The sequence below is a fragment of the Paeniglutamicibacter sp. NPDC091659 genome, from assembly GCF_044756805.1.
Lineage (GTDB): Bacteria > Actinomycetota > Actinomycetes > Actinomycetales > Micrococcaceae > Paeniglutamicibacter.
Window position 1 is genome coordinate 1 of sequence record NZ_JBIVTO010000010.1, and the last position, 22,118, is coordinate 22,118.

Here is a 22,118-nt window from a genome sequence, read left to right on the forward strand (position 1 = left end):
CCCTCATCGCCGGCACCGAGGAGAACAACGAGGCGACCCTCGCGGCCCTGAAGGACCGCGTGCACGCCCTGGCCAACGCACACCCGCTGTACCCGAACCTCGCCCCGATTGGAGCCTAAGACCATGGTTGACATTCTCCCCGAGCACCCCGACTTCCTCTGGCACAACCCGGACCCCAAGCCCTCCTACGACGCCATCATCGTCGGCGGCGGCGGGCACGGCCTGGCCACCGCCTACTACCTGGCCAAGAACCACGGCATGAGAAACATCGCGGTCCTGGAACGCGGCTGGCTCGCCGGCGGCAACATGGCCCGCAACACCACCATCATCCGTTCCAACTACCTCTGGGACGAGTCCGCAGGCATCTACGAGCACTCCCTGAAGCTCTGGGAGCAGCTGCCCGAGGAACTCGAATACGACTTCCTCTTCTCCCAGCGCGGCGTCATGAACCTCGCCCACACCCTGGGCGACGTGCGTGAATCCATGCGACGTGTCGGGGCCAACCAGCTCAACGGCGTCGACGCCGAATGGATCACCCCCGAGCAGGTCAAGGAGCTTTGCCCGATCATCAACATCGGGGACGACATCCGCTACCCGGTCATGGGCGCGACCTACCAGCCGCGCGCCGGCATCGCCAAGCACGACCACGTCGCCTGGGCCTTCGCCCGCAAGTGCGACGAGATGGGCGTGGACATCATCCAGAACTGCGAAGTCACCGGCTTCATCAAGGACGGCAACCGCGTGGTCGGCGTCAAAACCAACCGCGGGCGCATCAACGCCGGCAAGGTCGCACTGTGCGGCGCCGGGCACTCCTCGGTGCTGGCCGAACAGGCGGGCTTCGACCTGCCGATCCAGTCCCACCCGCTGCAGGCGCTGGTCTCCGAACTGCACGAACCGGTCCACCCGACGGTCGTGATGTCCAACCACGTGCACGTCTACGTCTCCCAGGCCCACAAGGGCGAACTGGTCATGGGCGCCGGCATCGACACCTACAACGGCTACGGCCAGCGCGGCGCCTTCCACGTGATCGAGGAGCAGATGGCCGCGGCCGTCGAGCTCTTCCCGATCTTCGGCCGGGCCCACGTGCTGCGCACCTGGGGCGGCATCGTGGACACCACCATGGACGCCTCCCCCATCATCTCCAAGACCCCGATCGACCAGCTCTACGTGAACTGCGGCTGGGGAACCGGCGGATTCAAGGGCACCCCTGGCGCCGGCTACACCTTCGCCCACACCATCGCCAACGACGAGCCGCACCCGCTCAACGCCGGCTTCGCGCTCGAACGCTTCGAGACCGGCCACCTCATCGACGAACACGGCGCCGCAGCCGTGGCCCACTAGAAAGGGATCCACACAACCATGATGCTCATCGAATGCCCCTGGTGTGGGCCCCGCAACGAGACCGAATACCACTACGGAGGACAGGCCCACGTGGCCTACCCGGAGGATCCCTCGGCACTGACCGACGCCGAATGGGCCAGGTACCTTTTCTACCGGCAGAACCCCAAGGGGCTATTCGCCGAACGCTGGTCCCACGCGGCCGGCTGCCGCCGCTGGTTCAACGCCGTCCGCGACACCGTGACCTACGAATTCAAGGCCGTCTACAAGCCGGGCGAACCGCAGCCCATCGCCACCACCAACGCCCCAGCCCAGGGAGGAACCAAGTGAGCACCACCTCTTCGCACCGACTCGGCGCGCAGGCATCGGCATCCGCCCGCATCGACCGCAGCCGTGAAATCACCTTCACCGTCGACGGGAAGACCCTGAACGGGTTCGCCGGCGACACCGTGGCCTCGGCCATGCTCGGCGCCGGTCTCAAGGCCTGCGGTCCTTCGCTGTACCTCCAGCGCCCCCGCGGCATCATGTCCGCAGGCGTCGAGGAAGCCAACGCCCTGGTCAAGATCGGCGCCCGCTACGCCGGGCACGTGAACGAGTCCATGGTCCCGGCCACCGCCGTGGAACTGACCGACGGCATGGACGTGACCCTGCTGTCGGGCCTGGGCCAGCTTGACCCGCGCGCCGACGAGGCCGTCTACGACCGCAAGTACGTGCACACCGACGTGCTCATCGTCGGCGCCGGCCCCGCCGGCCTGACCGCGGCCCGCGAGGCAGCCAAGTCCGGCGCCCGCGTGATCCTCATCGACGAACAGCCGGAGGCCGGCGGCTCGCTGCTCTCCGCCTCCGCCGAGACCATCGACGGCAAGCCCGCCGCCGCCTGGATCTCCGAGACCCGCGAGGTCCTGAAGGGCGCCGCGGAATTCACCTACCTGGCCCGCACCACCGCCTTCGGCAGCTACGACGCGAACTTCTTCGTCGCCGTCCAGCGCCGCACCGACCACCTGGCCGGCGAGCTGGGCGCGGGGGTATCCCGCGAACGCATCTGGCACATCCGCGCGGCCCAGGTGGTCCTGGCCACCGGCGCCCACGAACGCCCCCTCGTGTTCCAGAACAACGACCGCCCGGGCATCATGCTCGCCGGCGCGGCACGCAGCTACCTGAACCGCTACGGCGTCCAGGTGGGCAGCGAGATCGTCGTGGCGACCACCAACGACTCGGCCTACGCACTGGTCGAGGACCTGCTCGCCGCAGGAACCACCGTCGCCGCGGTCATCGACGCCCGCGAGGAACCGTCGATCCGCGCCACCGAGGTCTCAGCCCTGGGCGTCCGGGTGCTCACCGGTTCGGTGGTCGCGGACACCGCGGCCAACGCCGACGGCTCCCTGGCCTCCGTCGCCGTCAGCGGCATCGACACCGACGGCGCGCTGACCGGCACCGTCGAAACCATCAACGCGGATACGCTGGCGGTCTCCGGCGGCTGGAACCCGGTGGTGCACCTGCACTCGCAGCGCGAACGCCGGCTGGGCTGGAACGAATCGCTCTCGGCCTTCGTCCCGGCCAACCCGGTGCCCAACCAGCAGACCGCAGGTGCCATGAACGGCCGGCTCGAGCTGGCCTCGGCCCTGGCCGAGGGTGCCCGCGCCGGTGCCTCGGCCGCGACCGCCGCCGGCTTCACCGCCACCGCCTCGGTGCCCAGCGCCGCGGTCGAGCAGCCCGGCGAGACCCGCGCGCTGTGGCTGGTTCCCTCGCTGGACGGCGAGAGCGCCGACTACAAGCACCACTTCGTGGACTTCCAGCGCGACCAGACCGTCGCGGACGTGCTGCGCTCCACCGGCGCGGGCATGCGCTCGGTGGAGCACGTGAAGCGCTACACCTCCATCTCCACGGCCAACGACCAGGGCAAGACCAGCGGCGTGAACGCCATCGGCGTGATCGCCGCGGCCCTGGACACCACGGACGTGGCGGGAATCGGCACCACCGCGTTCCGCGCCCCGTACACCCCGGTGGCCTTCGCGGCCCTGGCCGGACGCCAGCGCGGGGAGCTCTTCGACCCTGCCCGGCTGACCTCCATCCACCCGTGGCACGTGGCCAACGGCGCCCTCTTCGAGGACGTCGGGCAGTGGAAGCGCCCCTGGTACTACCCGCAGGACGGGGAGGACATGGACACCGCGGTGCTGCGCGAATGCGCAGCCGTGCGCGACTCGGTCGGCTTCATGGACGCCACCACGCTGGGCAAGATCGAGATCCGCGGCAAGGACGCCGGCGAGTTCCTGAACCGCATGTACACCAACGCGTTCAAGAAGCTCGCCCCGGGCCTGGCCCGCTACGGCCTGATGTGCGGCGCCGACGGCATGGTCTTCGACGACGGGGTGACCCTGCGCCTGGACGAGGACCGCTTCTTCATGACCACCACCACCGGCGGCGCCGCCAAGGTGCTGGACTGGCTGGAGGAATGGCTGCAGACCGAGTGGCCGGACCTCGACGTCAAGTGCACCTCGGTGACCGAGCAGTACTCGACCGTCGCCGTCGTGGGCCCCAAGTCCCGCGCCGTGCTCGCCAAGCTGGCCCCGGAGCTGGACCTGGACAACGAGTCCTTCCCGTTCATGGCCTTCCGCGAGACCGTGCTGGCCTCCGGGATCGCCGCGCGCATCTGCCGCATCTCCTTCTCCGGCGAACTAGCCTTCGAGATCAACGTGCCGTCCTGGTACGGCCTGAAGATCTGGGAGGACGTGGCCGCGGCCGGCGAGGAATTCAACATCACCCCGTACGGCACCGAGACCATGCACGTGCTGCGCGCCGAGAAGGGCTTCATCATCGTCGGCCAGGACACCGACGGCACGGTGACCCCGCAGGACGCATCCATGGGCTGGGTCGTCTCCAAGGTCAAGGAGTTCGTGGGCAAGCGTTCCTTCGACCGAGTCGACAACCAGCGCGCGGACCGCAAGCAGCTGGTCACCGTGTTGCCGGTGGACAAGTCGTTCCGCCTGCCGGAGGGCACCCAGCTGGTGAACGCCGGCACCCCCATCACCCCGGCCGATGCGCCGGTGCCGATGGAGGGCTACGTGACCTCCAGCTACCACTCGGCAGCACTGGGCCGCAGCTTCGCGATGGCGCTCATCAAGAACGGCCGCGCCCGCATCGGCGAAGAACTCCAGGCCTACGTCGATGGCCGCCTGGTCGACGTCGTCGTTTCCGAAACCGTACTTTTTGATCCCGAAGGGAGCCGTCGAGATGGCTGAGCAAGTATTGACCGACATTTCCGCACTGCGCCGCAGCCCGCTGTCCCACCTGGGGCAGGCCCTGGAACAGGGGTCCGTCCAGGGAGCCCGCGGGGTCCAACTCCGCGAAATCGCGTTCACCACCCAGGTCGGCCTGCGCGCCGAGCCCGGCTCCGCGGCACACTCCGCCCTGGCCACCGCCACCGGCGTCGGCCTGCCGGAATCCGTGGGCAAGGTGGCAGGCGAGGCAAGCGGCACCTCGGTGCTCTGGCAGGGACCCGATGAGTTCCTGGTCGTGGCGCCCGAGGGCTCCGACCTTGCCGCCGAGCTGGTGGAGGCGCTGGGCAGCGAGGCCGGGCAGGTCGTCGACCTCTCGGCCAACCGCACCGTCCTGGAGCTCTCCGGACCCAGCGCCCGCGCGGTGCTGGAGAAGGGGTGCCCGGCGGACCTGCACCCGCGCAGCTTTGCCGTCGGCACCGCGATCTCCGCGGTGCTGGGACCGGTTCCGGTGCTGCTGTGGAAGACCGACGAGAGCACCTACCGGTTGCTGCCGCGGGCCTCGTTCGCCGACTACACCGCACGCTGGCTGCTCGATGCCATGAGCGAGTTCGCCTCCCCGGAGATCGACTAGCCGCACCGGGCGCCGGGCCAGCGTTCCGGCAATCCACCGCACGGCGGGCGATCCCCCACCGGGGTCGCCCTCCGTGCGGTTTTCGTCCACGTGAGAGCCGTCAACGCGGCGCGTCTTTGTTCGCAGGGCAACGGCGGACATAAGGTGTCACTGCATGAGCCCATGGAAACCATGCGGCCAACAAGGCCCGCATGAGAACCAAGTACAAGGAAACTTGCGCGGCGCAACCCGCCGTGAACGTAAGAAAGTGTTGAGATGGATACGAATTCCGAAGTAGAACATGTCCTGACCATTGCCTGCCCCGAACGCCCGGGCATCGTGCACGCGGTCACGGGATTCCTGCTGGATCAGGGCCGCGACATCGTGGAACTCAAGCACTTCGGCGACCGCCGGGCCGGGCAGTTCTTCATGCGCGTCGACGTGGCCGGCGCGGATGCCCCCGGGCTCACCGAGGCCATGAGCGCGGCCTTCGAGCCGATCGCCAAGGAACTCGACGTGACCTGGACGCTGGCCCCGAAGGGCACCAAGCGCCGGGTGCTGATCATGGTCTCCAAGTTCGACCACTGCCTCAACGACCTGCTGCACCGGGCCCGGCTGGGCGAGCTGCCCATCGACGTCGTTGCAGTGGTCTCCAACCACACCGACCACCAGTCGCTGGCCGAGTGGCACAACGTGCCGTTCTACCACGTGCCCGTCACCCCGGAGACGAAGCCTGCCGCCGAGGCCAAGCTGCTGGAACTCATCGACGAGTACAACGTGGAACTCGTGGTGCTGGCCCGCTACATGCAGGTGCTCAGCGACGAGCTCAGCCGAAAGCTGACGGGCATGACCATCAACATCCACCACTCGTTCCTGCCCAGCTTCAAGGGCGCCAAGCCCTACCACCAGGCCTGGGACCGCGGGGTCAAGACCGTGGGCGCCACCGCGCACTACGTCAACGCCGAGCTCGACGAGGGACCGATCATCTCCCAGCAGGTTCAGGACGTCGACCACACGTACTCCCCCGAGGACCTGGTGGCGGCCGGCCGCGACACCGAGTGCAAGGCATTGTCCAACGCGGTGAAGTGGCACTGCGAGGGACGGGTATTCCTCTACGGCAACCGCACCGTGGTGCTTCGCTAGAAGCATCCTGCATTAAGCACGATCGGTCCCGCGCTCCCAAAGGAGTGCGGGACCGATTCCCTTTGACCGTGCCCTCAGCGCGAAAACGACTTCGGCGACCAACCGAAGAACACCGAGCTCGGAAACCACCTGGCTGACCACGAGGACCTTGGCCAGTGCCGTTGCTGGCAAGATTTCACCGGACCCACCGTGAAGATCCTGATCCACGCGGCAATGCCATTGACTCGCCTGAGCTTGGCTGGGCCGTGTCAGCACCGGTGGGGTCTTGATCTACGAAGGCCCTATCCAATGTCCTTCCAGGGGTAACCACCATATTTTTTGGGCTGTGAAGCCGTGGACGTTGGCGGATTCATGTGGAAATCCGAAGAGCATTCCGGCGAGGGTTTTGTATGTACCGGTTAGCGCCCCTTCACCGGGCATTTTTGCGGGCGGGGTATACGGGAATCCGGCAGTTGCGGAAACGCGCCGATGTTTGATTCTTTGGATTTGGGTGGCATTTGCGCTGTTGGAGGACCGTCTTACGGGACGGCTCTGGACTCCTCTCCGGACAGACCCCTTACGGGACAGTGAGACTGTTCCAGGGCAGACGAAACCCATATCTAGCGGTGGCATCCTACTGGGGAGTTGCGTATGAGAAAGTTGCGAATACGCGGCCGGCTGACTTGCAAGCGACACATGACGGATCGCAGATGGCTATGGACGACAATGGTTCCTATGAATGTTGAGCTGCAAGCCGTTACTAAGATAGTCCAAATGTTCTCTAAATGCCCCCATTTGGAACCGGTAATCGACTCCAACGATAAGACACCATTGACCGACGGACATATTGACGTCTATTCGGCGAAAAAACATAGCAAAGAAAACTATAATGGGCGGGTTATCGTTCAGGTCAAAGGAAGAATGCTTAGCGGAAAAAAATCGATTCCGAAGACATTTCCAATCACAAAGACGGATCTTATTGGCTACCAAAAAGGTTCAGGTGTCCTATACTTCGTCGTGTATGTGGACCCTACTGAAGATAGATTAATACCTAACTACGTCCTACTGAGTCCATTCAGAATCCAGCGTCTCATCAAGGAAATGAGGGGTCAAAAGCAGATCGGAGTAAGGCTAAAGCCGCTACCTGCTGATCCGTCAAAAATTGAAGGCATAGTCCATCTTGCATTGAAATCGGCCGACGAAAAACCAGCCATTCGGATTGATAGGGGGCAGCTGAAGGACCTAAGCCGCATCACCATCTATACAGACGGGAGCCTGAACCTGAATATTCCGGTAAAGCTGACCCGCGAAGACTACGATTTCACTCTGGTCTTCGAAACCACTGGTGGCACTACTTTGCCTGTTGACGAGGATCTCTTCATCATGCCGCCTGAATATGTGGGTGAGGTGACGGAGCTAGCTGTTGTCAGTGGAGACTTTGTATTTCGGAACCCAATAAGACGACGTGTGGACGAGGACACTGTGGAGCTTGAGCTCAGCGAAGGCCTGAAGATTCAAAGGTCTAGTGCAGGGCAGGCCACCAACGGTTCCGTATCACTGACGATGCGTAAAACGCTGAGGGAGCGCTTCAATGACATTGGCTTCTACCTCGCGTGTATAGACAACCAAGTTTTCAGTCTTGACGGGATTGAAAGCAGAGTTGAAGTCGCGCAGGTCAACGACCAAAGCGATCTGCGCGAACACTTCGAATACCTGACGACCTTGATGTCTCTTTGTGCTCACTTGCAAGTGGATTCGAGTCTCGTAGAGCTGGAGTTCTTAGAAGGCAAGAGAGGCCGGCAACTCGTTGGGTTACACGGAGTCATGATTGGAGGAGAAGAAATCAGTGAAGCGCATCATGAAAATGGCCGAATCTTGCAGCCCATGGGCCTCTGGAGCATCCAACTTCTGGTCACGCAAGATAGCACCGACGGTAAGTGGCTATGCAGGGATCTTTTCCATCCAGAATTAGGTAGGCAGTTCGTTGCAAGTGGAGAAGATAAAAATGGCGAGCTCCAAATAAGTAGAGTGACGCCGTACGAGATTGTGGAACGCGAAAAACTGCCTTACACACTCAATCTGCATCTCTATAACTTAGTCAATGCGTACAACGATATATTTGAGTATCCTGACGCTGCGGGCAACGCCAATGCCACTGTGCTCAACCTAATACGTGCCAGTGATGCCGTTGCAATCCGGAGATCAGAATTCTTAGACGCGGCTGCCAGCCTTAACAACTGGTTGATATCGAAACAAGGCAGCCTTCCGAATCACCAAATAAACGACTGGCAGATTACTGTTCGAAACCGTCAACTTACAACGGCCGAGCGACTTGCAATCCGCTCGTTGAAGAGCCAGGCAAGTAGGAATGAAATTGCGGAACCGCTCTCTGTAGAGGCAGCCTGTGCAATTTTGCTTGGTGACGATGAAGAGACTGCCTATTGCCTCAGTCGTCTGGATGATGATCAGCTTTTCGAGTTTCAGGACTGGCCCATTTGGGACCTGCATAATGCTGGCAAACTTCCCGGCGAAGGCAACAATCGCCCGTCGATACTTCTTAGGTAGCACAAGGACTTGCAACCTGTCCCGCAGAACGTTGCTGTTTGGAACGCCACAGTTACGAAGGCTCGACTCCACCAATTAGGCAGCTATCGCTGAATGCTCCTGTCTTGGGTGCTCTCGTACCGCGTGGCAGACACATCCCGCATGAGGGCACCGAACATCTCGGTCATATGGACAGCGACACCCGCATATTCGGCAATCAGGTCGGCGCTCCCGCCCAGGGCCACGCGCACCGGATCCAGCGCTGGCGCAGCTGGGTCGCCGGCGGCGGCACGCAACAGTGCCAGGCGCTGCGGGCCGGAGGTATAGCCGAGTTCGAACAGCACCCAGTGGAACAGGTGCATAAGGGCAGTATCAAGGTCGAAGCCTTCATGCGCGGCCATGGAGGCTCTTTCCTCCGGGGTGAGGTCGAACTCGCGGTAGAGCGCCAGGCCGAAGTCCGTGAGGAGTAGCCTGCCCTCCCGTACGAGGATGTTTCCCGGATGCACATCGAAGTGCTGGAATCCTTGCGTCTTCATCCATGCCGTGGCCTCGGTGATCTGGTCGATCACCTCGGCGAAGACGTCCTCTCCGGTGCCGTCGGTCAGGCTCCTGCGCACCCAAGCGCCCAGCGTCTCGGGCACGTATTCAAGAAAAAGCACCACACTCTTGGACGCGTCCTTCATCGCGGTGAGTTTCCGCTTGACCTGGGGCCAATGCGTCCCCCCACTGGCGCTGGGAAACATCGCCGTCAAATTCGCTGAGGTCGGTATCGCACTTCAGATCAACGACCCGCCACCCGAGCAAAAGCGGGAAGAAATCCGCGGCTCCAGCCTGAACCCACTCGGTGGTCGCCTGATGCGCCGCCAATTCTCGCCCGACTCCGTGGGTGGGGCTTCCGATCCCGTAGTGGCTGACAAAAGGAAGCTGGATTCGACTGGCCGTGGCGGTTGGATCACCCTCTTCACTGCTGGTCAGCGGGAGCTGTTTCACGAAAACGGTTGTTTCATCGATGCGGGCCGTCTTGGTTGTTCCCCCGATGCCCACGCCAACGGGCTCGGCAGCATCGATGAGCGTCCGCACGTCTTCATCATCGAGCCCGGCGAGCACATCGGAGATTCTTCGGGCTTCATCTGTACGTGCCGTCATCACTCCACCCTATGGGCTGGCCCTTGCCGAGCAGGGCACATCAGCACTCTTTCCACGAGTCCCGCAAAGCGTTCCCTCGTGGAACGCCATCAATGCGCAAGCTCAACTCCACCGCATTGGTTCTGACAGCCCCGTCGACCGATTTAGGGGACCGTCTTGCCGTCGTTGATTTTTCGGCGCAGGCCGTCACCCAGGACAGTTAGGCTTTCCGAATGGACCCTCTGAACCAGCCCGTCTTGGATGCCTTGGATTATCGCCTACGCCCATTCGAGGCAAAGGATGCCGAGTTGGTTCGGGAAGCATCGACCGATCCATTGATTCCCTTGATTACGACCGTTCCAGCCAACGGCACTGACGAGGAAATACTCGATTTCATCGACCGGCAGCACCAACGGCTTGTGGATCGATCCGGCTATTCATTCGCCATCGCTGATGCAAGCTCTGATCAAGCACTGGGCCAAATCGGACTGTGGCTGAAAAATGCCGGTCAAGGCCGCGCCAGCATCGGATACTGGGTTGGCCCTCCTCATAGAAACAAAGGAATAGTCTCTGCCGCCCTGGATGCCTTATCAAGGTGGGGGCTTGGCCTGCCAGAGATACACCGGCTGGAACTCTACGTTGAGCCTTGGAATGAGGGTTCCTGGCGAGCTGCGGAGCGCTGCGGCTACACGCGCGAGGGGTTGCTGCAGAGTTGGCAGGAAGTCGGCGGGCAGCGTAAAGACATGTATATGTACTCCCGCCTCAAATGAAGCGAATGCGAACTGAGAAATACCGAACGTCGTTGAATTCCAGTGCCGCTGCCCGGGAGAGGTTTCGCAATCGGAGTCGCAATCGCAGTGCAGAGGAGTTAGGACACCAGTGCAGTCGTCTTCAGAAAACGACACGTGGGCAGGACGTTTTGCTCGGTCACAGCCGCATGCAAGTATGAATTCATGGAGATTCGATACCCTCAGCCGTTAGTGCCGGGCGACATCATTGGCGTTACATCACCATCAAGCGGTGTACCCGAATCGCTCGTGGGACGTTTTGACTTTGCCGTACAGCAATTGCGTGACCGCGGTTTCGCGGTGGACCTGGGCGACTGCATGGATGGCTCCACGCACGTCAGCGCGCCCGTTGAACAGCGCGCCAGGGAACTAATGAGGATGCTCTTGGATCCCAAGATCAAGGCCATTGTTCCTCCGTGGGGAGGAGCAACCGCCATTGATCTTATGCCTCATCTTGATTTTGATGCACTCGCTTCCGCGGAACCGACTTGGTTCGTGGGGTATTCCGATATTTCAACGTTGATCACTCCGATCACGCTCCGGACTGGAATGGCGACACTCCACGGAAGCAACCTCATGGACACCCCTTATCGTGTCCCGGATTTGTTGATGTCGTGGCTCGATATCGCCTCACTGCCCGCAGGAGGAAGTTTCAAGCAAGCATCGCCGGGCGTTTATCGGGTTAGCGACTGGGACGATTGGGCCAACAAGCCAGAAGTAACTGAAAATGCATGGAACGGCACCGGCGCCTGGGAACGGCTCGACAAGGGCCAGGACGATGTGAGCGTTACAGGCCGTCTGATCGGCGGCTGCATTGAGACAATGGTCAACCTCGCCGGTACCCCGTATCTCAGCACCGAGGCATTGCGGAAGGACCCAGCTGGCTCCTTGATCGTCTATGTCGAAGCGTCCAGCGTCGATGCCACTACGATTTGCCGGCATCTTCACGGCATGCGCTTGGCCGGATTCTTCTACGGTGCCAAAGCCATTCTTGTCGGACGCACCGGCGCCCCTGACTCTGCGACGCTCACCCAAGCCGAGGCGGTCCTCGATGCCCTGGGAATGCTTGGCATACCCATCATCGGCAATGTCGAATGCGGCCATGTTCCGCCACAACTCCCAATCGTCAACGGAGCCCAAGGCCATCTGGTATTCAACAAAAAGGACCAATACCTGGTACAAATACTGGCGTGATCTGAGCAGTCGACTTCCAGTTCCCACTCATCGAAGCTGCAAGAGATTAGCAAGTACTGGGTCATGTCCCGCAGGAGGTTCCGCTTACGGACGACCCAGTGCAGCGCAGAGGGCCTTGGATAACCAGTGCAGCCGCCTTCGGAAAACGACAGCCGCCCTACAGGGTATATAGGGATTGATCCCATCTCATTGGTGGCAATCCGCGACCCGGACTGACTGATGGGCGTCCAGTTCCAATTCGGGGCTGCACACCACGTGTTAGTGTGCAGCCCCGAAATGACTGCTTCGTTCTCGGGCACATGGTCTTCTGCATTTGGTCTAAGGTGACCGGAACTGAGCGGGTTGGGTGGACTACGCGCTGGCTAGGTCGCGCACGGCTTCATCAATCAGGTCGCACACGGGTCCGGGCTGTGATGCCAGCGATGCATGGCTGGCATCGAGCTCGATGATCTTGCGCGGTGCCATCCGTGCGGCCATGCGCCGCTCGTTGTCCGGGTGGATCATGCGGTCCTGGGTGGAGACCTGGTACCAGGTGGGCTTGACCTTCCAAGCCGGGGCGGTCACGTTGTCTCCGAACGTCGATGCAAGCGGAGCCTTCTGTGTGACCGCCATGACCAACCCTTCCTCCGCGGTAAGGTCCTGACAGAAGCTCTCATGGAATTTGTCCTGCTTGGCCCAGAGGTACCCGTCGGAATCGGGGGCAAGGTTTGCGATGGCCGCAGGCGGTAATTCCTGGCTGATCTGTCCGGGGCTCTCACCGGCATCCGGCGCGAATGCCGCGATGTAGACCAATCCGACCACGTTCGGCAGGTCGCCTGCCTCGGTGATGACGGCTCCGCCGTATGAATGACCCACCAGCAACACCGGACCGTCGACCTGCTTGACCATCTTCCGCGTGCGCTCGGCGTCGTCGGCCAGCGACGTCAGTGGATTCTCGACAGCAAACAGCGACTCATAGCCACGGTTGCGCAGTTCAACGATGACCTTCCCCCAATGGGCGGCTCCGCCCCAGAATCCATGTACCAGAACGATTGTCGGCTTGTCAGCCATAGCAGTCTCCATTCGTGTAAGGTGCCGGTTTCGCAGTCCACCTTTACAGGCGATATCAGCTTGGGGCACGCTAAGAGCCTATGAGGACGATGGGTTAAGCACTATGACCGTAAAACTCCATAACTTTGCCGAAACGCCACCCATGGCTTCGCGTGTACAGACGCAACCCGATGAACTTGACGCCTTGTCGGAGATCCTGAATGCGATCCATCTCCGCGGTGGCACAGTCACGCACCAGAGCAACGAGTATTCCGTCCAAATCGCCTATCCCGCCGGAGCCCGCTTGGTCCACATCATTGAGCACGGTTCTGCCTCGCTGCGATTGGAAAAGGAGAATTCGACACTTGTTCTTCACGCTGGCGATCTAGTCCTCGTTCCCCACGGTGAGGCCCACGCGCTCATTTCTTACGCGCCGGCATCATGGGTGACCGGAACGTTCATCGTGGAGGACGCTGTAGCTGATCCCCTGCTATCCGTATTACCTGCTTCCATCGTGATCCGCGGTGGCGAGAACGACAACGGATGGCTCCGCCTCAGCCTTGACCTGCTTCTGGCGGAGGTGACGCTTGGGGGTCCGGGCACGCAAGTGATGGTCTCCCGCATCCTGGATCTACTCTTCATTCATGCGCTCAGGGCATGGTCTGCCGACGGCACGGCATCCCCCGGTTGGCTCACCGCGGCCATGGACAGTTCACTTGGCCCTGTATTGAGTGCGATCCACAGAAATCCTGAGCAGCAATGGACAGTAGAGGGGCTTGCCCTGCGAGCAAACCTGTCACGATCGGCGTTCGCCGGTCGATTCAGCCGTCTGCTTGGCACTTCGCCCATTGCCTACATCGCTGAGCGTCGTCTGGGCCGGGCCGCTTATCTGCTCAGATCGACAGCCGACCCGGTTGGACAGATTGCTGTTCAGGTCGGGTACACATCCGAAGCGGCTTTTAGCCGTGCCTTCCGACGCCGCTTCGGTGTCCCTCCTCGACGCTGGAACACCACACCACCCGCGAAGCGCGGCACTACCAACAGCGTTGGTGACAAGGTGTATCCCCCTGACGGCCGTGAAGAATGATCGGAATCGGCCCAACGTCCCGGTAAGGGTTCCGCTTACGGACGCGCAATCGCAGCGCAGAGGACTTCGGACTGCACAGTCTTCTTCGGAAAACGACAGCTGTAGAACTAAGTTTCAGATGAACGACGCCGGAACCGGATCATCCCCACGGCAAGGTAGACCGCTGCAGGTATGAGCGCCCAGAGCCAAAGCTCAGGTATGAAATTCTGCGGACCATTCAACGAAATGCTGCTGTCGGCACGCTCTACGGCATTCCACATCCACGTGCCAAGCGGTGCGCTCAATGCCCAACTCACGGCCACGGCGACTATCCAGATCATCAGTGGCGACAGTCCGCCAATCTTCGTTCGAACCGTCGACAGCGCCACAGAGACGGCAACCATGACGATTGCCAATGGGACCAACCCACTAACGAGGCCTAAACCGACAATGGCCACTGTGACCACGCCTACCAGGGCAGCAAATAGGCTCCACCCGGCTGCAAACCCATTCGTCGCAAGCAACCCGCGAATATCGGAGACACGCGTTTGTCCGTCCATGGATCCCAAACTATCCCAAAAGGATGTTCCACAGAACGTTAGGCAAACGGACACATCCAGTTGCTGCGAGATGGAAGGCATGGCGTTCCGGACTTGTCGGAACACTCCTATTCGCCAAGATAGGTAGCGGCTATGAGGAACGATTCGCGGCGACCACTTCGTACTCGACGGGAGGCTTTGCACTCTTGGCGAAGATCGCGGCAGCGATGGATCCCAGGACGATGAGGACTCCCAGCATCTGCATTGGTGTGAAAGCTTCCCCGGCGACCGCCCACCCGAGCAGTATCGCCACCACCGGACTGAGTAGCCCGAGGAATGCCGTGGTGCTCGCTGGAAGCCGGGCGATGCCACGGAACCACATGACGTACGCAAACGCGGTGCCGGCGATGGAAAGGTATGCGTAGCCGACGACGTTCGACGGCGTCAGTGCAGTCGAGGGGAGCCCCTCGAATGCGAGCATGACCATCAGGAGGGTGAGCCCGCCGGTGATGAGCTGCCAGGCTGTGGTTGTCAGCGGCGGCGCGGGTTGCCCCCACTTCTTGGAAAGCACGATCCCGGTGGCCATGGAGAGGGTTCCGCCAACTGCCGCGAGGACGCCAACGGAATCCAGCCGCGCCTGGGCCTGAAGCGTTATCAGGCCAACCCCGCACACGCCAGCAAGGCCAGCTGCCACGACCCGCGCGGTCAACCGCTCGTTAAGGACCCGGCTGGCCAGCAGGGCGACAACGAGCGGCTGGATGCCACCGACGATTGCAGCGACGCCGCCCGGAAGCCGGTACGCGGCGATGAAAAGCAGCGCAAAGAATGCCCCGATGTTGAGAATCCCGAGGACCCAGGACTTCCACCACCATTCACCACGCGGCAACTGGCGACAAGCCAACAGGAGCAACACCCCGGCAGGAAGTGCGCGCAATGTAGCGGCAAGCAGCGGGCGACCCTCGGGCAGGAACATGGTGGTCGTCAGGTACGTGGTGCCCCACAGTGCGGGCGCCAGGGCGGTGGTCAGGACGAGGAGACTTCGTTTGCTAAGCACTTAGCTATTCTAGCTAAGTGCTTAGCAAAAGCCTAGACTTGATCCATGACAGACCAAGTGGACCGCATCCTTGAACAGTGGCAGAGGGAAAAGCCGGAACTTGACGTCTCCCCCATGGCCGTCATCGGTCGGTTGAGCCGCGCCGCCCTCGCCGTCGAATCCCGTCTGGCGGGAACTTTCGCGCATCACGGCCTGGATGCGTCGTCTTTCGACGTGCTCGCCACGTTGCTGCGCAGCGGCGCGCCCTACAAAATCACACCTGTGAAACTGGCACGGGAGGCAATGATCTCCACGAGCGCCGTGGCACAGCGGTTGAACAAACTCGAAGCCCGCGGGTTCGTGGCGCGCGAGGCTAACCCGAACGACGGCCGCGGCACACTCGTCGCACTCACCGACACAGGGAAAGAACTCATCGAGAAGGCACTGCCGGACCACCTCAAAACCGAACGAGCCATCCTGTATCCACTCAACAGCGAAGAGCAGGCAGTCCTCGCCCTGCTCCTTGGCCGGATCGACGATGCGGCGGGCTTCTGAGCAGCCAGACACCCCTCGCGGGACTGTCCCCGTGAGGGTTCCGCTTGCGGACGCACTAGCGCAGTTCAGTCGTCTTCGGAAAAAGACACTGGCCATAGCCTTCGCTATCCGCTGACTATCGAGATATTCGAGCTGAGATCCACCCGGGATTTCTCCGCCCGTGGTTCGATCTGAACTGTGAGGGGCCCACGAGCCGGCTTGGATACCTTGGTGGGGAACCAGAGCCGGTCCTGCTGCACAATGATCAGGAGGCCATCGTGGCTGCCCATCGAGGCGAAGGTGCTGGACCGATCGTAGTAGCCGGGGATGGCCAACTCATCGGACAGCGCGGCCACGGTGTCCAGCACGTCGTCCACTCCAATCCCGACCTCGCTGATGGACAGCATGTGTGGGCATTCGTCCGTGCCGGGAACCGTGGACGCATCGGCGTCGCGGGCGATGAACTCCAGGATGATGCCTTCGGGTCCCAAGAAATACAGGGAACGGGACTTCCACTCTTCCGAACCGAGGATGACCTCCGAGCCGTCTGCCTGGAGCAGGGAGACACGACGGGCCAACCATGCGTGGGCCAGCTCAAACTCCGAGGGTAGGATTCCGAATGCGAGGTGATGGACACCGTCAAAACGATCCCCGGCTCTCAGCGTCAGCCGGCTTGAGCCGACGGCGACCTCCGCGCCGGCGGGTGTCGTTTCGACAGGCAGCAGCAGAACGTCGCGGTAGAACCGTACCGCCTTCGCGAGGTCACGGACTGTGATGGATACGTTGAGGATTTTCATTCCGGAACTTCCTTCTCGTGGAAATGGGCTCTACAGGATGTAGGCGGGGTCAGATGATTCTCGAGCCAAAGCTTCCGGCCAAAAGCATCCGGGGTGATTCGTGTGGCCGCGGGATGCTCGCCATCAGGCTTGGGCTTCTTCCCTCGCGGAGTTGTTTCCTCAGCAGCCTCAATCTTCGGCGTTGCTCACGGGCGGAGTTTGGAAGCTGCACCGGGGCTTGTTCCCGATCCCCCGCAGTGGTGGCTTCGCGTCCGTTGTGGATCGATATGGCGGTCATGGTTTTCCTTGTGTCCGAGGGCGTACGCACCATGGAACTAGGTAAAGCTAGCTTGAGGTCAAGCTGGTGGCATGCAAACATGAGCGCATGACCCCCGCCACGTCAAAGAGCCTGCTGCCCATCGGTGAGATTGCGAGCAGGGCAGGCTTGTCGGTGCCCACCGTGAGGTATTACGAGTCCCGCAACCTGATCACCTCTGAACGGACCGCCGGCAACAAGCGTCTCTTTCGCCGCTACACCCTGCGGCGATTGGCCGTCATAGCCGCGGGACAACGGGTAGGTCTGACCTTGGCCGAGATTGCGGAGGCACTGGCCGAACTCCCTACGGACCGGGCCCCGACCCAGGAGCAGTGGCATCAGCTCAGCACGCACTGGGCGCAAATGGTGGCACGAAGAATCCGCCAGCTGGAAAAACTCCAGGGATCACTCGACGACTGCATCGGCTGCGGTTGCCTCTCCCTCAAGAAGTGCCACCTCTTCAACCCCCAAGACGAGGCGGCGTCCGAAGGCCCGGGGTCGCGTTGGATGCGCAAGAGCATGGAATACGACGAGGAATAAGATGCTTGCGGCTGAAAGCTTCCTCCTGCTGCCATGGCAACGACGGGTCTCGACGGGATGGTGTCCCGCAGGGCGTTCCGCTTACGGACACTTCAACCGCGCCGAAAACAATCGTTTTCGGTCAACGCACACACCGCTTATTGTCATTTTCGATTTAGATGCAGATCGGTATTCAAGCAATAAATGAGAACGACTGCACAGACGCACTGCTACCGTAAAAAACCTCGACACGAATCTGAATCACCGATCAACGGAGAAAAAATGACCACTCGTATCAGCCGAAATCCGACCGTTTGGATCTTGCTCGCCATTGCCATTGTCGGGTTCGCTGTAGCAATTGTCGGCTACGGATACTTAATTACCAGCAACTGCGGGTCATCTGGGGCCGCAGAATTCTTCTCCGCTTTCCGAGCCTTCCACACCCAAGCTGGGTGTTAAAGACGGCAGACTTGGCTTAGCCATCAATAACGGGACAAAAACTTCAGTTTTCCCATGGCAAGCAAAGATGAGCGACCATGGGCTTCTTTCCAACACGACGAAGTCCCGCAGGGGGTTCCACATACGGACGCGGGACCATTGCGCAGACCAGCGCCCATGGTCGTGACTGCGACTCATACCGCATAGAAAGGGTTGCACCCGCCTAAGATCGAACTTGTCTCATTCGAACAAGCGACCCGGGAGGCAATGGGGTGTCCAACAACGAGTACCGCCCCCGGCGTCCGCCACCACGAAACTGGTGGGAGAAGCTGTTCGACTGGCCGGCACGTGTTCGTCTGAGGATCAGTCTCCGCGAAGAAGCAATGTTGGAGCACGTCCAATCCTGGCCGTTGCCCATCCGCAGCGTACTGGCCGGATTCAGCGTCGTTTTTGCGATAATGTGTGTCGCTGTACCCGCCACGCTTGGCGATGCTGATTTCCGGCGCGCTTCGGAACTTGTCGTGACTCAGCCTCATGAACCTGCCAGATTGTTAGACGTCGCTTATGGCCCCCCACGCGGCAGCGACACCTATTCCATTTGGTTTCGTGACGAGGAACTCGAAGCTGACTACGGGTGGTTCATTGATGACCCGATGCCAGGGATGACTGTGGATGTCGTCCAGGATCCGGAGGACTCAACCCACATCATCGTGGTTGGTACGCCGCAGGATTGGGCTGACAAGCCTTGGCTGACAGTGGTCCTATGGGTAGTAGCGCTGGGCGTGGGTCTCGTTGCGGCGTTCTTTGCCGGGATCATGTTTCTCCCGGAAGAGGCCGACCCGGTGTTCGAGAAGTTCTTCGACGTGACCGACCGCTTTGTGCGGTGGGTGGATCGAACCCTCCAGCGCTGGTTCGGCGGCGGCGATCCGCCAACAGGCCGCCATGCATCAGAGTAACGCTGGAGTTTCCGTCCCGTTGAGGGTTCCGCTTGCGGACCGACCAAACGTTGAACTTCATGTGTCCGGACACCAAGAATCGGGCAGTCGGTCATCGACCGGTTTACGCGACTTCGGAGACCTCGACAGAAGGAGACGGTTGCCAGCCAGCATTCGGATCTTCTGCGGTGCAGGTGCACTTTCAGAACGAGAAATTCTGAAGGCGATTCAACTCGAATTTAGGATCGAGATTTGCGGTCCAGCCAAGGCGAAAAACGTCCTTTGTTCCCAACCGCGATGAGGTAGGTGAAGCAGAGGATTGCCGCGGTATAGAGAATGCCGATCCAAATTCCGCTGGACTCGAAAGTAGTCGGAACCTGGAAGAGGCCTAAGGTGGCCAATACAAGGTAAAAATAGTCGCTCGGGATGCCTCGCGGTCTACGATCGTTCTGAGATTTCGGTGTTGGAGCTGCTGTCATGTCTGATTCCCTTCGCTAGTTGAATACTAGGAGATGCAGGTCCGTTTTATAGGCTTTCAAGCTCCGCGTCTATCTCTTTGAAAAAGTTCTATTCGTTGCCGGCCTTGGGACCAGCGGCACAGCGGTTGGCGCTAAGCGTGTGATCGTGGTCCCTGGCAGCGGGTGGGGTTGAAGTCGCTCGCGGGGGTCGATCTCTTCGGGCGAGACCGGTCGCTAAGCCCAGCTAGCGCACTACAGTGATTTCCCGCGCTCGTATCGTTCCATCGCGCGTGTGCCGTCCCAGTAGGGGTTCCCTCAAACGGGACCTGCTCATTGAAATAGCGGCAATTTGAGGAGACGCTTCCCGATTTATCCTTCTGCGAGTCGCCGCGTCTCCTCGGCTATCTTGATGACTCGGTCGATCACGGTGCGCGTACTCACCCGGGTTCGCGCTTCCGGTCTCGTCAGGATGTCGATGTGTCGGCCAAGGACAAGGCCCTCGATCGGGCGCAGCACCACTTGGTCTCGAAAATATGGAATCAGCCCGGTGTAGCGAGGCAGCAGGCCCACCATGCGGGTCTCGGCGATGATCGCCGCCACCATGTTGAACTCATTCACACGATGCGTAATCTGGATCGGGGTGCCCGCGCTGGCAAAAAGCGCCTGGACGATCAGTGGTTCCAGGGCGAAGCCCTCGTGCGCCGCCACCCAGGTTTCACCCGCCAGATCAGCCAGACTTACCGTCGCTTGTTTCGCCAGTGGATGTTCCCGGTGGATCGCCAAGTCGATCGGTTCCTGCAGCACGGGCGTGACATGCACCCTGCGTGCAGGCCAAGGATCCGAGGTCAGTGGACGGTGGGCGATCACCACATCATGGTCGCCGACCAAATCGACGAACCCGTTGACCGATACGTCCTCGTCTCGGCAACGCACCGTCGGCCCGTCGGGATCGGTGAGGCTGCTTGCGATGAGCGCCGGAAACCAGGCCAGGCCGGCGCTGTGAAAGGCAGTGACTGACACTGGTTCCCGGCGCGCCTGAAGGTACTCGGTGACGGAATTCTCCACGCGAGCGAGGGATTCCAGCACTTCGCCGCCGGCATCTGCCAACCGCTCGCCCGCGGGAGTGAGCACCAGCACTCGGCCCCTCTGCTCGGTAAGTGGGATCGGCACCCCACGCTGCAGCGAGGCAAGCTGCTGGGACACCGCGGACGGGGAAAGATGCAGCGCCTGCGCCACCGCGGTGACCGATCCACGGTCCCGGAGCTCGCGTAGCGTTCGAAGGTGATGGACTTCCATGAAGCACAGCTTACGGGATATTGAAGACACTGCCCGTTGTTCTGAATCAAGTCCACTCCTTACAGTAAAAGCATGTCCTTCGCTCCGCCTTCGGCTCGCCGCCTGTTCCCCGATCTGCTACTCCTGGTCGTCGCCATCATTTGGGGAGGCAGCTATCTGGCAACGCAAGACCTGGCAGCGGCCTCGTCTGCCGCCGCGGTGATGTGTGCACGGTTCGTCCCCGCGGCGGTGATCCTGGTGTGCGTGAACCTCGCTCGACCAAGAGTCCGGCTCCGGGACTCGACGCTCCCCGGCATCCTGTTTGGAACCCTCCGCGCGGCGACCATCGCCCTGGAAACGATCGGCGTCACGCTCACGAGCGCCACGAACGCAGGACTCATCATCGCCCTGTCCATTCTTTTCACCCCGATACTCGAATCCGCACTCACCAAAAGAAGGATGCCCCCTTCCTTGATCGCAAGCATCCTGCTTGCCCTCATCGGCATCACGCTGCTCGTGGGCGGGCACGGCTTCTCCGGGTTCAACCTCGGCGACGGACTCATGCTCGTCGCGGCAGCAACACGGGCCCTGCTCGGTGTTGCCGAGGCACGGTTTACCGTCGGCAGGAACGCCGACGTGCTGGGATTGACCACGGTCGAGATCCTGTTTGGGGCGGTCATATTCGCGGTCTGGGGCGGAAGCTCACTGCTGGAGCACCTCCCCGGCTTTACTGTCGCGAACTGGCTCGCCATCGCCTACCTGTGCCTCGGCTGCACCATCTTCGCGTTTCTCGGGCAGCTCTGGGCAACGAAACACACCTCGGCTTCACGCGCCGGAATGCTCCTCGGCACAGAGCCCGGGTGGGCACTCCTCGTGGGAGTGCTCCTCGGCGGAGACAAAATCGGCACGCTCGGATACGTGGGTGCCGCGGTGCTCCTCGTTGCAACATGGTGGGGTGCACGTGCGGAACAGCGCTGGCGCGGAAACGGCCTGGCCCGCCAGAACGTCACAGTACCTGTGGTGAGAGACACGGCCGACTACTGAACCCTCGCTTGGAGCAGACGCGGGATGGTCAGGGCGTTCCGGTGAGTCACCCCGACTCACACATCACCTAGTACTTTCCGTCGCGGATGGCGGGGCGAGGCGCACGGCATCTCGATATGCCAGGTTCCCGGGCCGCCTCCAAGCCAGCGGCTCTCTGCATCCTTCTCCGAAAAGAATGCAGCAGCAACGGTGGGAAGCCCCCCTGTCACAAACCTGC

General features: G+C 61.4%; 20 protein-coding genes. 13 read left to right on the plus strand and 7 right to left on the minus strand.

Annotation, left to right across the window (positions count from 1 at the left end; genetic code table 11):
* The first annotated feature begins 123 nt into the window (after positions 1-123).
* The 6 genes from ACIQLF_RS16665 (at position 124) to ACIQLF_RS16690 (ending at position 8,853) form a co-directional block, all read left to right on the plus strand.
* Positions 124-1,341 (plus strand): sarcosine oxidase subunit beta family protein, encoded by a 1,218-nt coding sequence (locus ACIQLF_RS16665; protein ID WP_400300782.1) that lies wholly within the window; start codon positions 124-126, stop codon positions 1,339-1,341.
* 18 nt (positions 1,342-1,359) lie between these two features.
* A complete protein-coding gene (locus ACIQLF_RS16670; protein WP_400300785.1) occupies positions 1,360-1,668 on the plus strand; it encodes a sarcosine oxidase subunit delta in 309 nt (102 codons plus the stop codon).
* On the plus strand, positions 1,665-4,577 hold the full coding sequence (locus tag ACIQLF_RS16675; protein ID WP_400300788.1) for a sarcosine oxidase subunit alpha family protein: 2,913 nt from the start codon (positions 1,665-1,667) through the stop codon (positions 4,575-4,577). The genes ACIQLF_RS16670 and ACIQLF_RS16675 overlap by 4 nt, the downstream gene beginning before the upstream one ends.
* A complete protein-coding gene (locus ACIQLF_RS16680) occupies positions 4,570-5,187 on the plus strand; it encodes a sarcosine oxidase subunit gamma (RefSeq protein WP_400300791.1) in 618 nt (205 codons plus the stop codon). The genes ACIQLF_RS16675 and ACIQLF_RS16680 overlap by 8 nt, the downstream gene beginning before the upstream one ends.
* Positions 5,188-5,442: 255 nt before the next feature.
* Complete coding sequence (purU, locus tag ACIQLF_RS16685; protein ID WP_400300794.1) at positions 5,443-6,309, plus strand: formyltetrahydrofolate deformylase; 867 nt, start codon at positions 5,443-5,445, stop codon at positions 6,307-6,309.
* A 714-nt stretch (positions 6,310-7,023) separates the two neighbouring features.
* Positions 7,024-8,853, plus strand: coding sequence for a hypothetical protein (locus ACIQLF_RS16690; RefSeq protein ID WP_400300796.1), 1,830 nt, complete (start codon positions 7,024-7,026; stop codon positions 8,851-8,853).
* A gap of 83 nt (positions 8,854-8,936) precedes the next feature.
* Here ACIQLF_RS16690 and ACIQLF_RS16695 read toward each other — a convergent pair whose 3' ends face one another.
* Positions 8,937-9,491 carry a hypothetical protein gene (locus ACIQLF_RS16695; protein WP_400300799.1) on the minus strand — a complete coding sequence of 185 codons (555 nt, stop codon included), beginning with the start codon at positions 9,489-9,491 and terminating at the stop codon, positions 8,937-8,939.
* The gene (locus ACIQLF_RS16700) at positions 9,478-9,978 is read right to left on the minus strand and encodes a hypothetical protein (protein WP_400300802.1); all 501 of its coding nucleotides are present in this window, start codon (positions 9,976-9,978) and stop codon (positions 9,478-9,480) included. The genes ACIQLF_RS16695 and ACIQLF_RS16700 overlap by 14 nt, the downstream gene beginning before the upstream one ends.
* Before the next feature lie 212 nt (positions 9,979-10,190).
* Between ACIQLF_RS16700 and ACIQLF_RS16705 the strand changes: the two genes are divergently transcribed.
* Entirely contained in the window at positions 10,191-10,727 is a 537-nt protein-coding gene (locus ACIQLF_RS16705) for a GNAT family N-acetyltransferase (protein ID WP_400300805.1), read from the plus strand.
* Between the two features lie 183 nt (positions 10,728-10,910).
* The gene (locus tag ACIQLF_RS16710) at positions 10,911-11,939 is read left to right on the plus strand and encodes a S66 peptidase family protein (RefSeq protein ID WP_400300808.1); all 1,029 of its coding nucleotides are present in this window, start codon (positions 10,911-10,913) and stop codon (positions 11,937-11,939) included.
* A gap of 351 nt (positions 11,940-12,290) precedes the next feature.
* On the opposite strand, the gene ACIQLF_RS16715 is transcribed toward ACIQLF_RS16710, so the two are convergent.
* Entirely contained in the window at positions 12,291-12,989 is a 699-nt protein-coding gene (locus ACIQLF_RS16715; protein ID WP_400300811.1) for an alpha/beta hydrolase, read from the minus strand.
* Between the two features lie 103 nt (positions 12,990-13,092).
* On the opposite strand from ACIQLF_RS16715, the gene ACIQLF_RS16720 reads away from it, so the two are divergent.
* A complete protein-coding gene (locus ACIQLF_RS16720) occupies positions 13,093-14,055 on the plus strand; it encodes an AraC family transcriptional regulator (RefSeq protein ID WP_400300814.1) in 963 nt (320 codons plus the stop codon).
* A gap of 107 nt (positions 14,056-14,162) precedes the next feature.
* On the opposite strand, the gene ACIQLF_RS16725 is transcribed toward ACIQLF_RS16720, so the two are convergent.
* Both ACIQLF_RS16725 and ACIQLF_RS16730 read right to left on the minus strand, forming a co-directional pair.
* The gene (locus ACIQLF_RS16725; protein ID WP_400300817.1) at positions 14,163-14,594 is read right to left on the minus strand and encodes a hypothetical protein; all 432 of its coding nucleotides are present in this window, start codon (positions 14,592-14,594) and stop codon (positions 14,163-14,165) included.
* A gap of 130 nt (positions 14,595-14,724) precedes the next feature.
* Positions 14,725-15,627 (minus strand): EamA family transporter, encoded by a 903-nt coding sequence (locus ACIQLF_RS16730; RefSeq protein WP_400300820.1) that lies wholly within the window; start codon positions 15,625-15,627, stop codon positions 14,725-14,727.
* Between the two features lie 45 nt (positions 15,628-15,672).
* Here ACIQLF_RS16730 and ACIQLF_RS16735 point away from each other — a divergent pair, with 45 nt between their 5' ends.
* Positions 15,673-16,161: a MarR family winged helix-turn-helix transcriptional regulator gene (locus ACIQLF_RS16735; protein ID WP_400300822.1), complete on the plus strand. Its 489-nt coding sequence runs from the start codon at positions 15,673-15,675 to the stop codon at positions 16,159-16,161.
* 104 nt (positions 16,162-16,265) lie between these two features.
* On the opposite strand, the gene ACIQLF_RS16740 is transcribed toward ACIQLF_RS16735, so the two are convergent.
* Positions 16,266-16,937 (minus strand): VOC family protein, encoded by a 672-nt coding sequence (locus ACIQLF_RS16740; protein WP_400300824.1) that lies wholly within the window; start codon positions 16,935-16,937, stop codon positions 16,266-16,268.
* A 364-nt stretch (positions 16,938-17,301) separates the two neighbouring features.
* On the opposite strand from ACIQLF_RS16740, the gene soxR reads away from it, so the two are divergent.
* Together soxR and ACIQLF_RS16750 are read left to right on the plus strand one after the other, a co-directional pair.
* Positions 17,302-17,772 (plus strand): redox-sensitive transcriptional activator SoxR, encoded by a 471-nt coding sequence (soxR, locus tag ACIQLF_RS16745; protein WP_400300827.1) that lies wholly within the window; start codon positions 17,302-17,304, stop codon positions 17,770-17,772.
* Positions 17,773-18,461: 689 nt separating this feature from the next.
* Positions 18,462-19,145, plus strand: coding sequence for a hypothetical protein (locus tag ACIQLF_RS16750; protein ID WP_400300829.1), 684 nt, complete (start codon positions 18,462-18,464; stop codon positions 19,143-19,145).
* A gap of 806 nt (positions 19,146-19,951) precedes the next feature.
* Here the strand turns inward: ACIQLF_RS16750 and ACIQLF_RS16755 are convergent.
* Positions 19,952-20,878, minus strand: coding sequence for a LysR substrate-binding domain-containing protein (locus tag ACIQLF_RS16755; RefSeq protein WP_400300832.1), 927 nt, complete (start codon positions 20,876-20,878; stop codon positions 19,952-19,954).
* A gap of 72 nt (positions 20,879-20,950) precedes the next feature.
* On the opposite strand from ACIQLF_RS16755, the gene ACIQLF_RS16760 reads away from it, so the two are divergent.
* Positions 20,951-21,901 carry a DMT family transporter gene (locus ACIQLF_RS16760; protein WP_400300834.1) on the plus strand — a complete coding sequence of 317 codons (951 nt, stop codon included), beginning with the start codon at positions 20,951-20,953 and terminating at the stop codon, positions 21,899-21,901.
* Positions 21,902-22,118 lie beyond the last annotated feature (217 nt).

What these genes read in the sequence shown, in the direction of transcription:
- ACIQLF_RS16665 (WP_400300782.1), top strand. Translation starts at nt 124, where the DNA reads ATGGTTGACATTCTCCCCGAGCACCCCGACTTCCTCTGGCACAACCCG.
- ACIQLF_RS16670 (WP_400300785.1), top strand. Translation starts at nt 1,360, where the DNA reads ATGATGCTCATCGAATGCCCCTGGTGTGGGCCCCGCAACGAGACCGAA.
- ACIQLF_RS16680 (WP_400300791.1), top strand. Translation starts at nt 4,570, where the DNA reads ATGGCTGAGCAAGTATTGACCGACATTTCCGCACTGCGCCGCAGCCCG.
- purU (WP_400300794.1), top strand. Translation starts at nt 5,443, where the DNA reads ATGGATACGAATTCCGAAGTAGAACATGTCCTGACCATTGCCTGCCCC.
- ACIQLF_RS16690 (WP_400300796.1), top strand. Translation starts at nt 7,024, where the DNA reads ATGAATGTTGAGCTGCAAGCCGTTACTAAGATAGTCCAAATGTTCTCT.
- ACIQLF_RS16700 (WP_400300802.1), bottom strand. Translation starts at nt 9,978, where the DNA reads ATGACGGCACGTACAGATGAAGCCCGAAGAATCTCCGATGTGCTCGCC.
- ACIQLF_RS16705 (WP_400300805.1), top strand. Translation starts at nt 10,191, where the DNA reads ATGGACCCTCTGAACCAGCCCGTCTTGGATGCCTTGGATTATCGCCTA.
- ACIQLF_RS16710 (WP_400300808.1), top strand. Translation starts at nt 10,911, where the DNA reads ATGGAGATTCGATACCCTCAGCCGTTAGTGCCGGGCGACATCATTGGC.
- ACIQLF_RS16715 (WP_400300811.1), bottom strand. Translation starts at nt 12,989, where the DNA reads ATGGCTGACAAGCCGACAATCGTTCTGGTACATGGATTCTGGGGCGGA.
- ACIQLF_RS16720 (WP_400300814.1), top strand. Translation starts at nt 13,093, where the DNA reads ATGACCGTAAAACTCCATAACTTTGCCGAAACGCCACCCATGGCTTCG.
- ACIQLF_RS16725 (WP_400300817.1), bottom strand. Translation starts at nt 14,594, where the DNA reads ATGGACGGACAAACGCGTGTCTCCGATATTCGCGGGTTGCTTGCGACG.
- ACIQLF_RS16735 (WP_400300822.1), top strand. Translation starts at nt 15,673, where the DNA reads ATGACAGACCAAGTGGACCGCATCCTTGAACAGTGGCAGAGGGAAAAG.
- ACIQLF_RS16740 (WP_400300824.1), bottom strand. Translation starts at nt 16,937, where the DNA reads ATGAAAATCCTCAACGTATCCATCACAGTCCGTGACCTCGCGAAGGCG.
- soxR (WP_400300827.1), top strand. Translation starts at nt 17,302, where the DNA reads ATGACCCCCGCCACGTCAAAGAGCCTGCTGCCCATCGGTGAGATTGCG.
- ACIQLF_RS16755 (WP_400300832.1), bottom strand. Translation starts at nt 20,878, where the DNA reads ATGGAAGTCCATCACCTTCGAACGCTACGCGAGCTCCGGGACCGTGGA.
- ACIQLF_RS16760 (WP_400300834.1), top strand. Translation starts at nt 20,951, where the DNA reads ATGTCCTTCGCTCCGCCTTCGGCTCGCCGCCTGTTCCCCGATCTGCTA.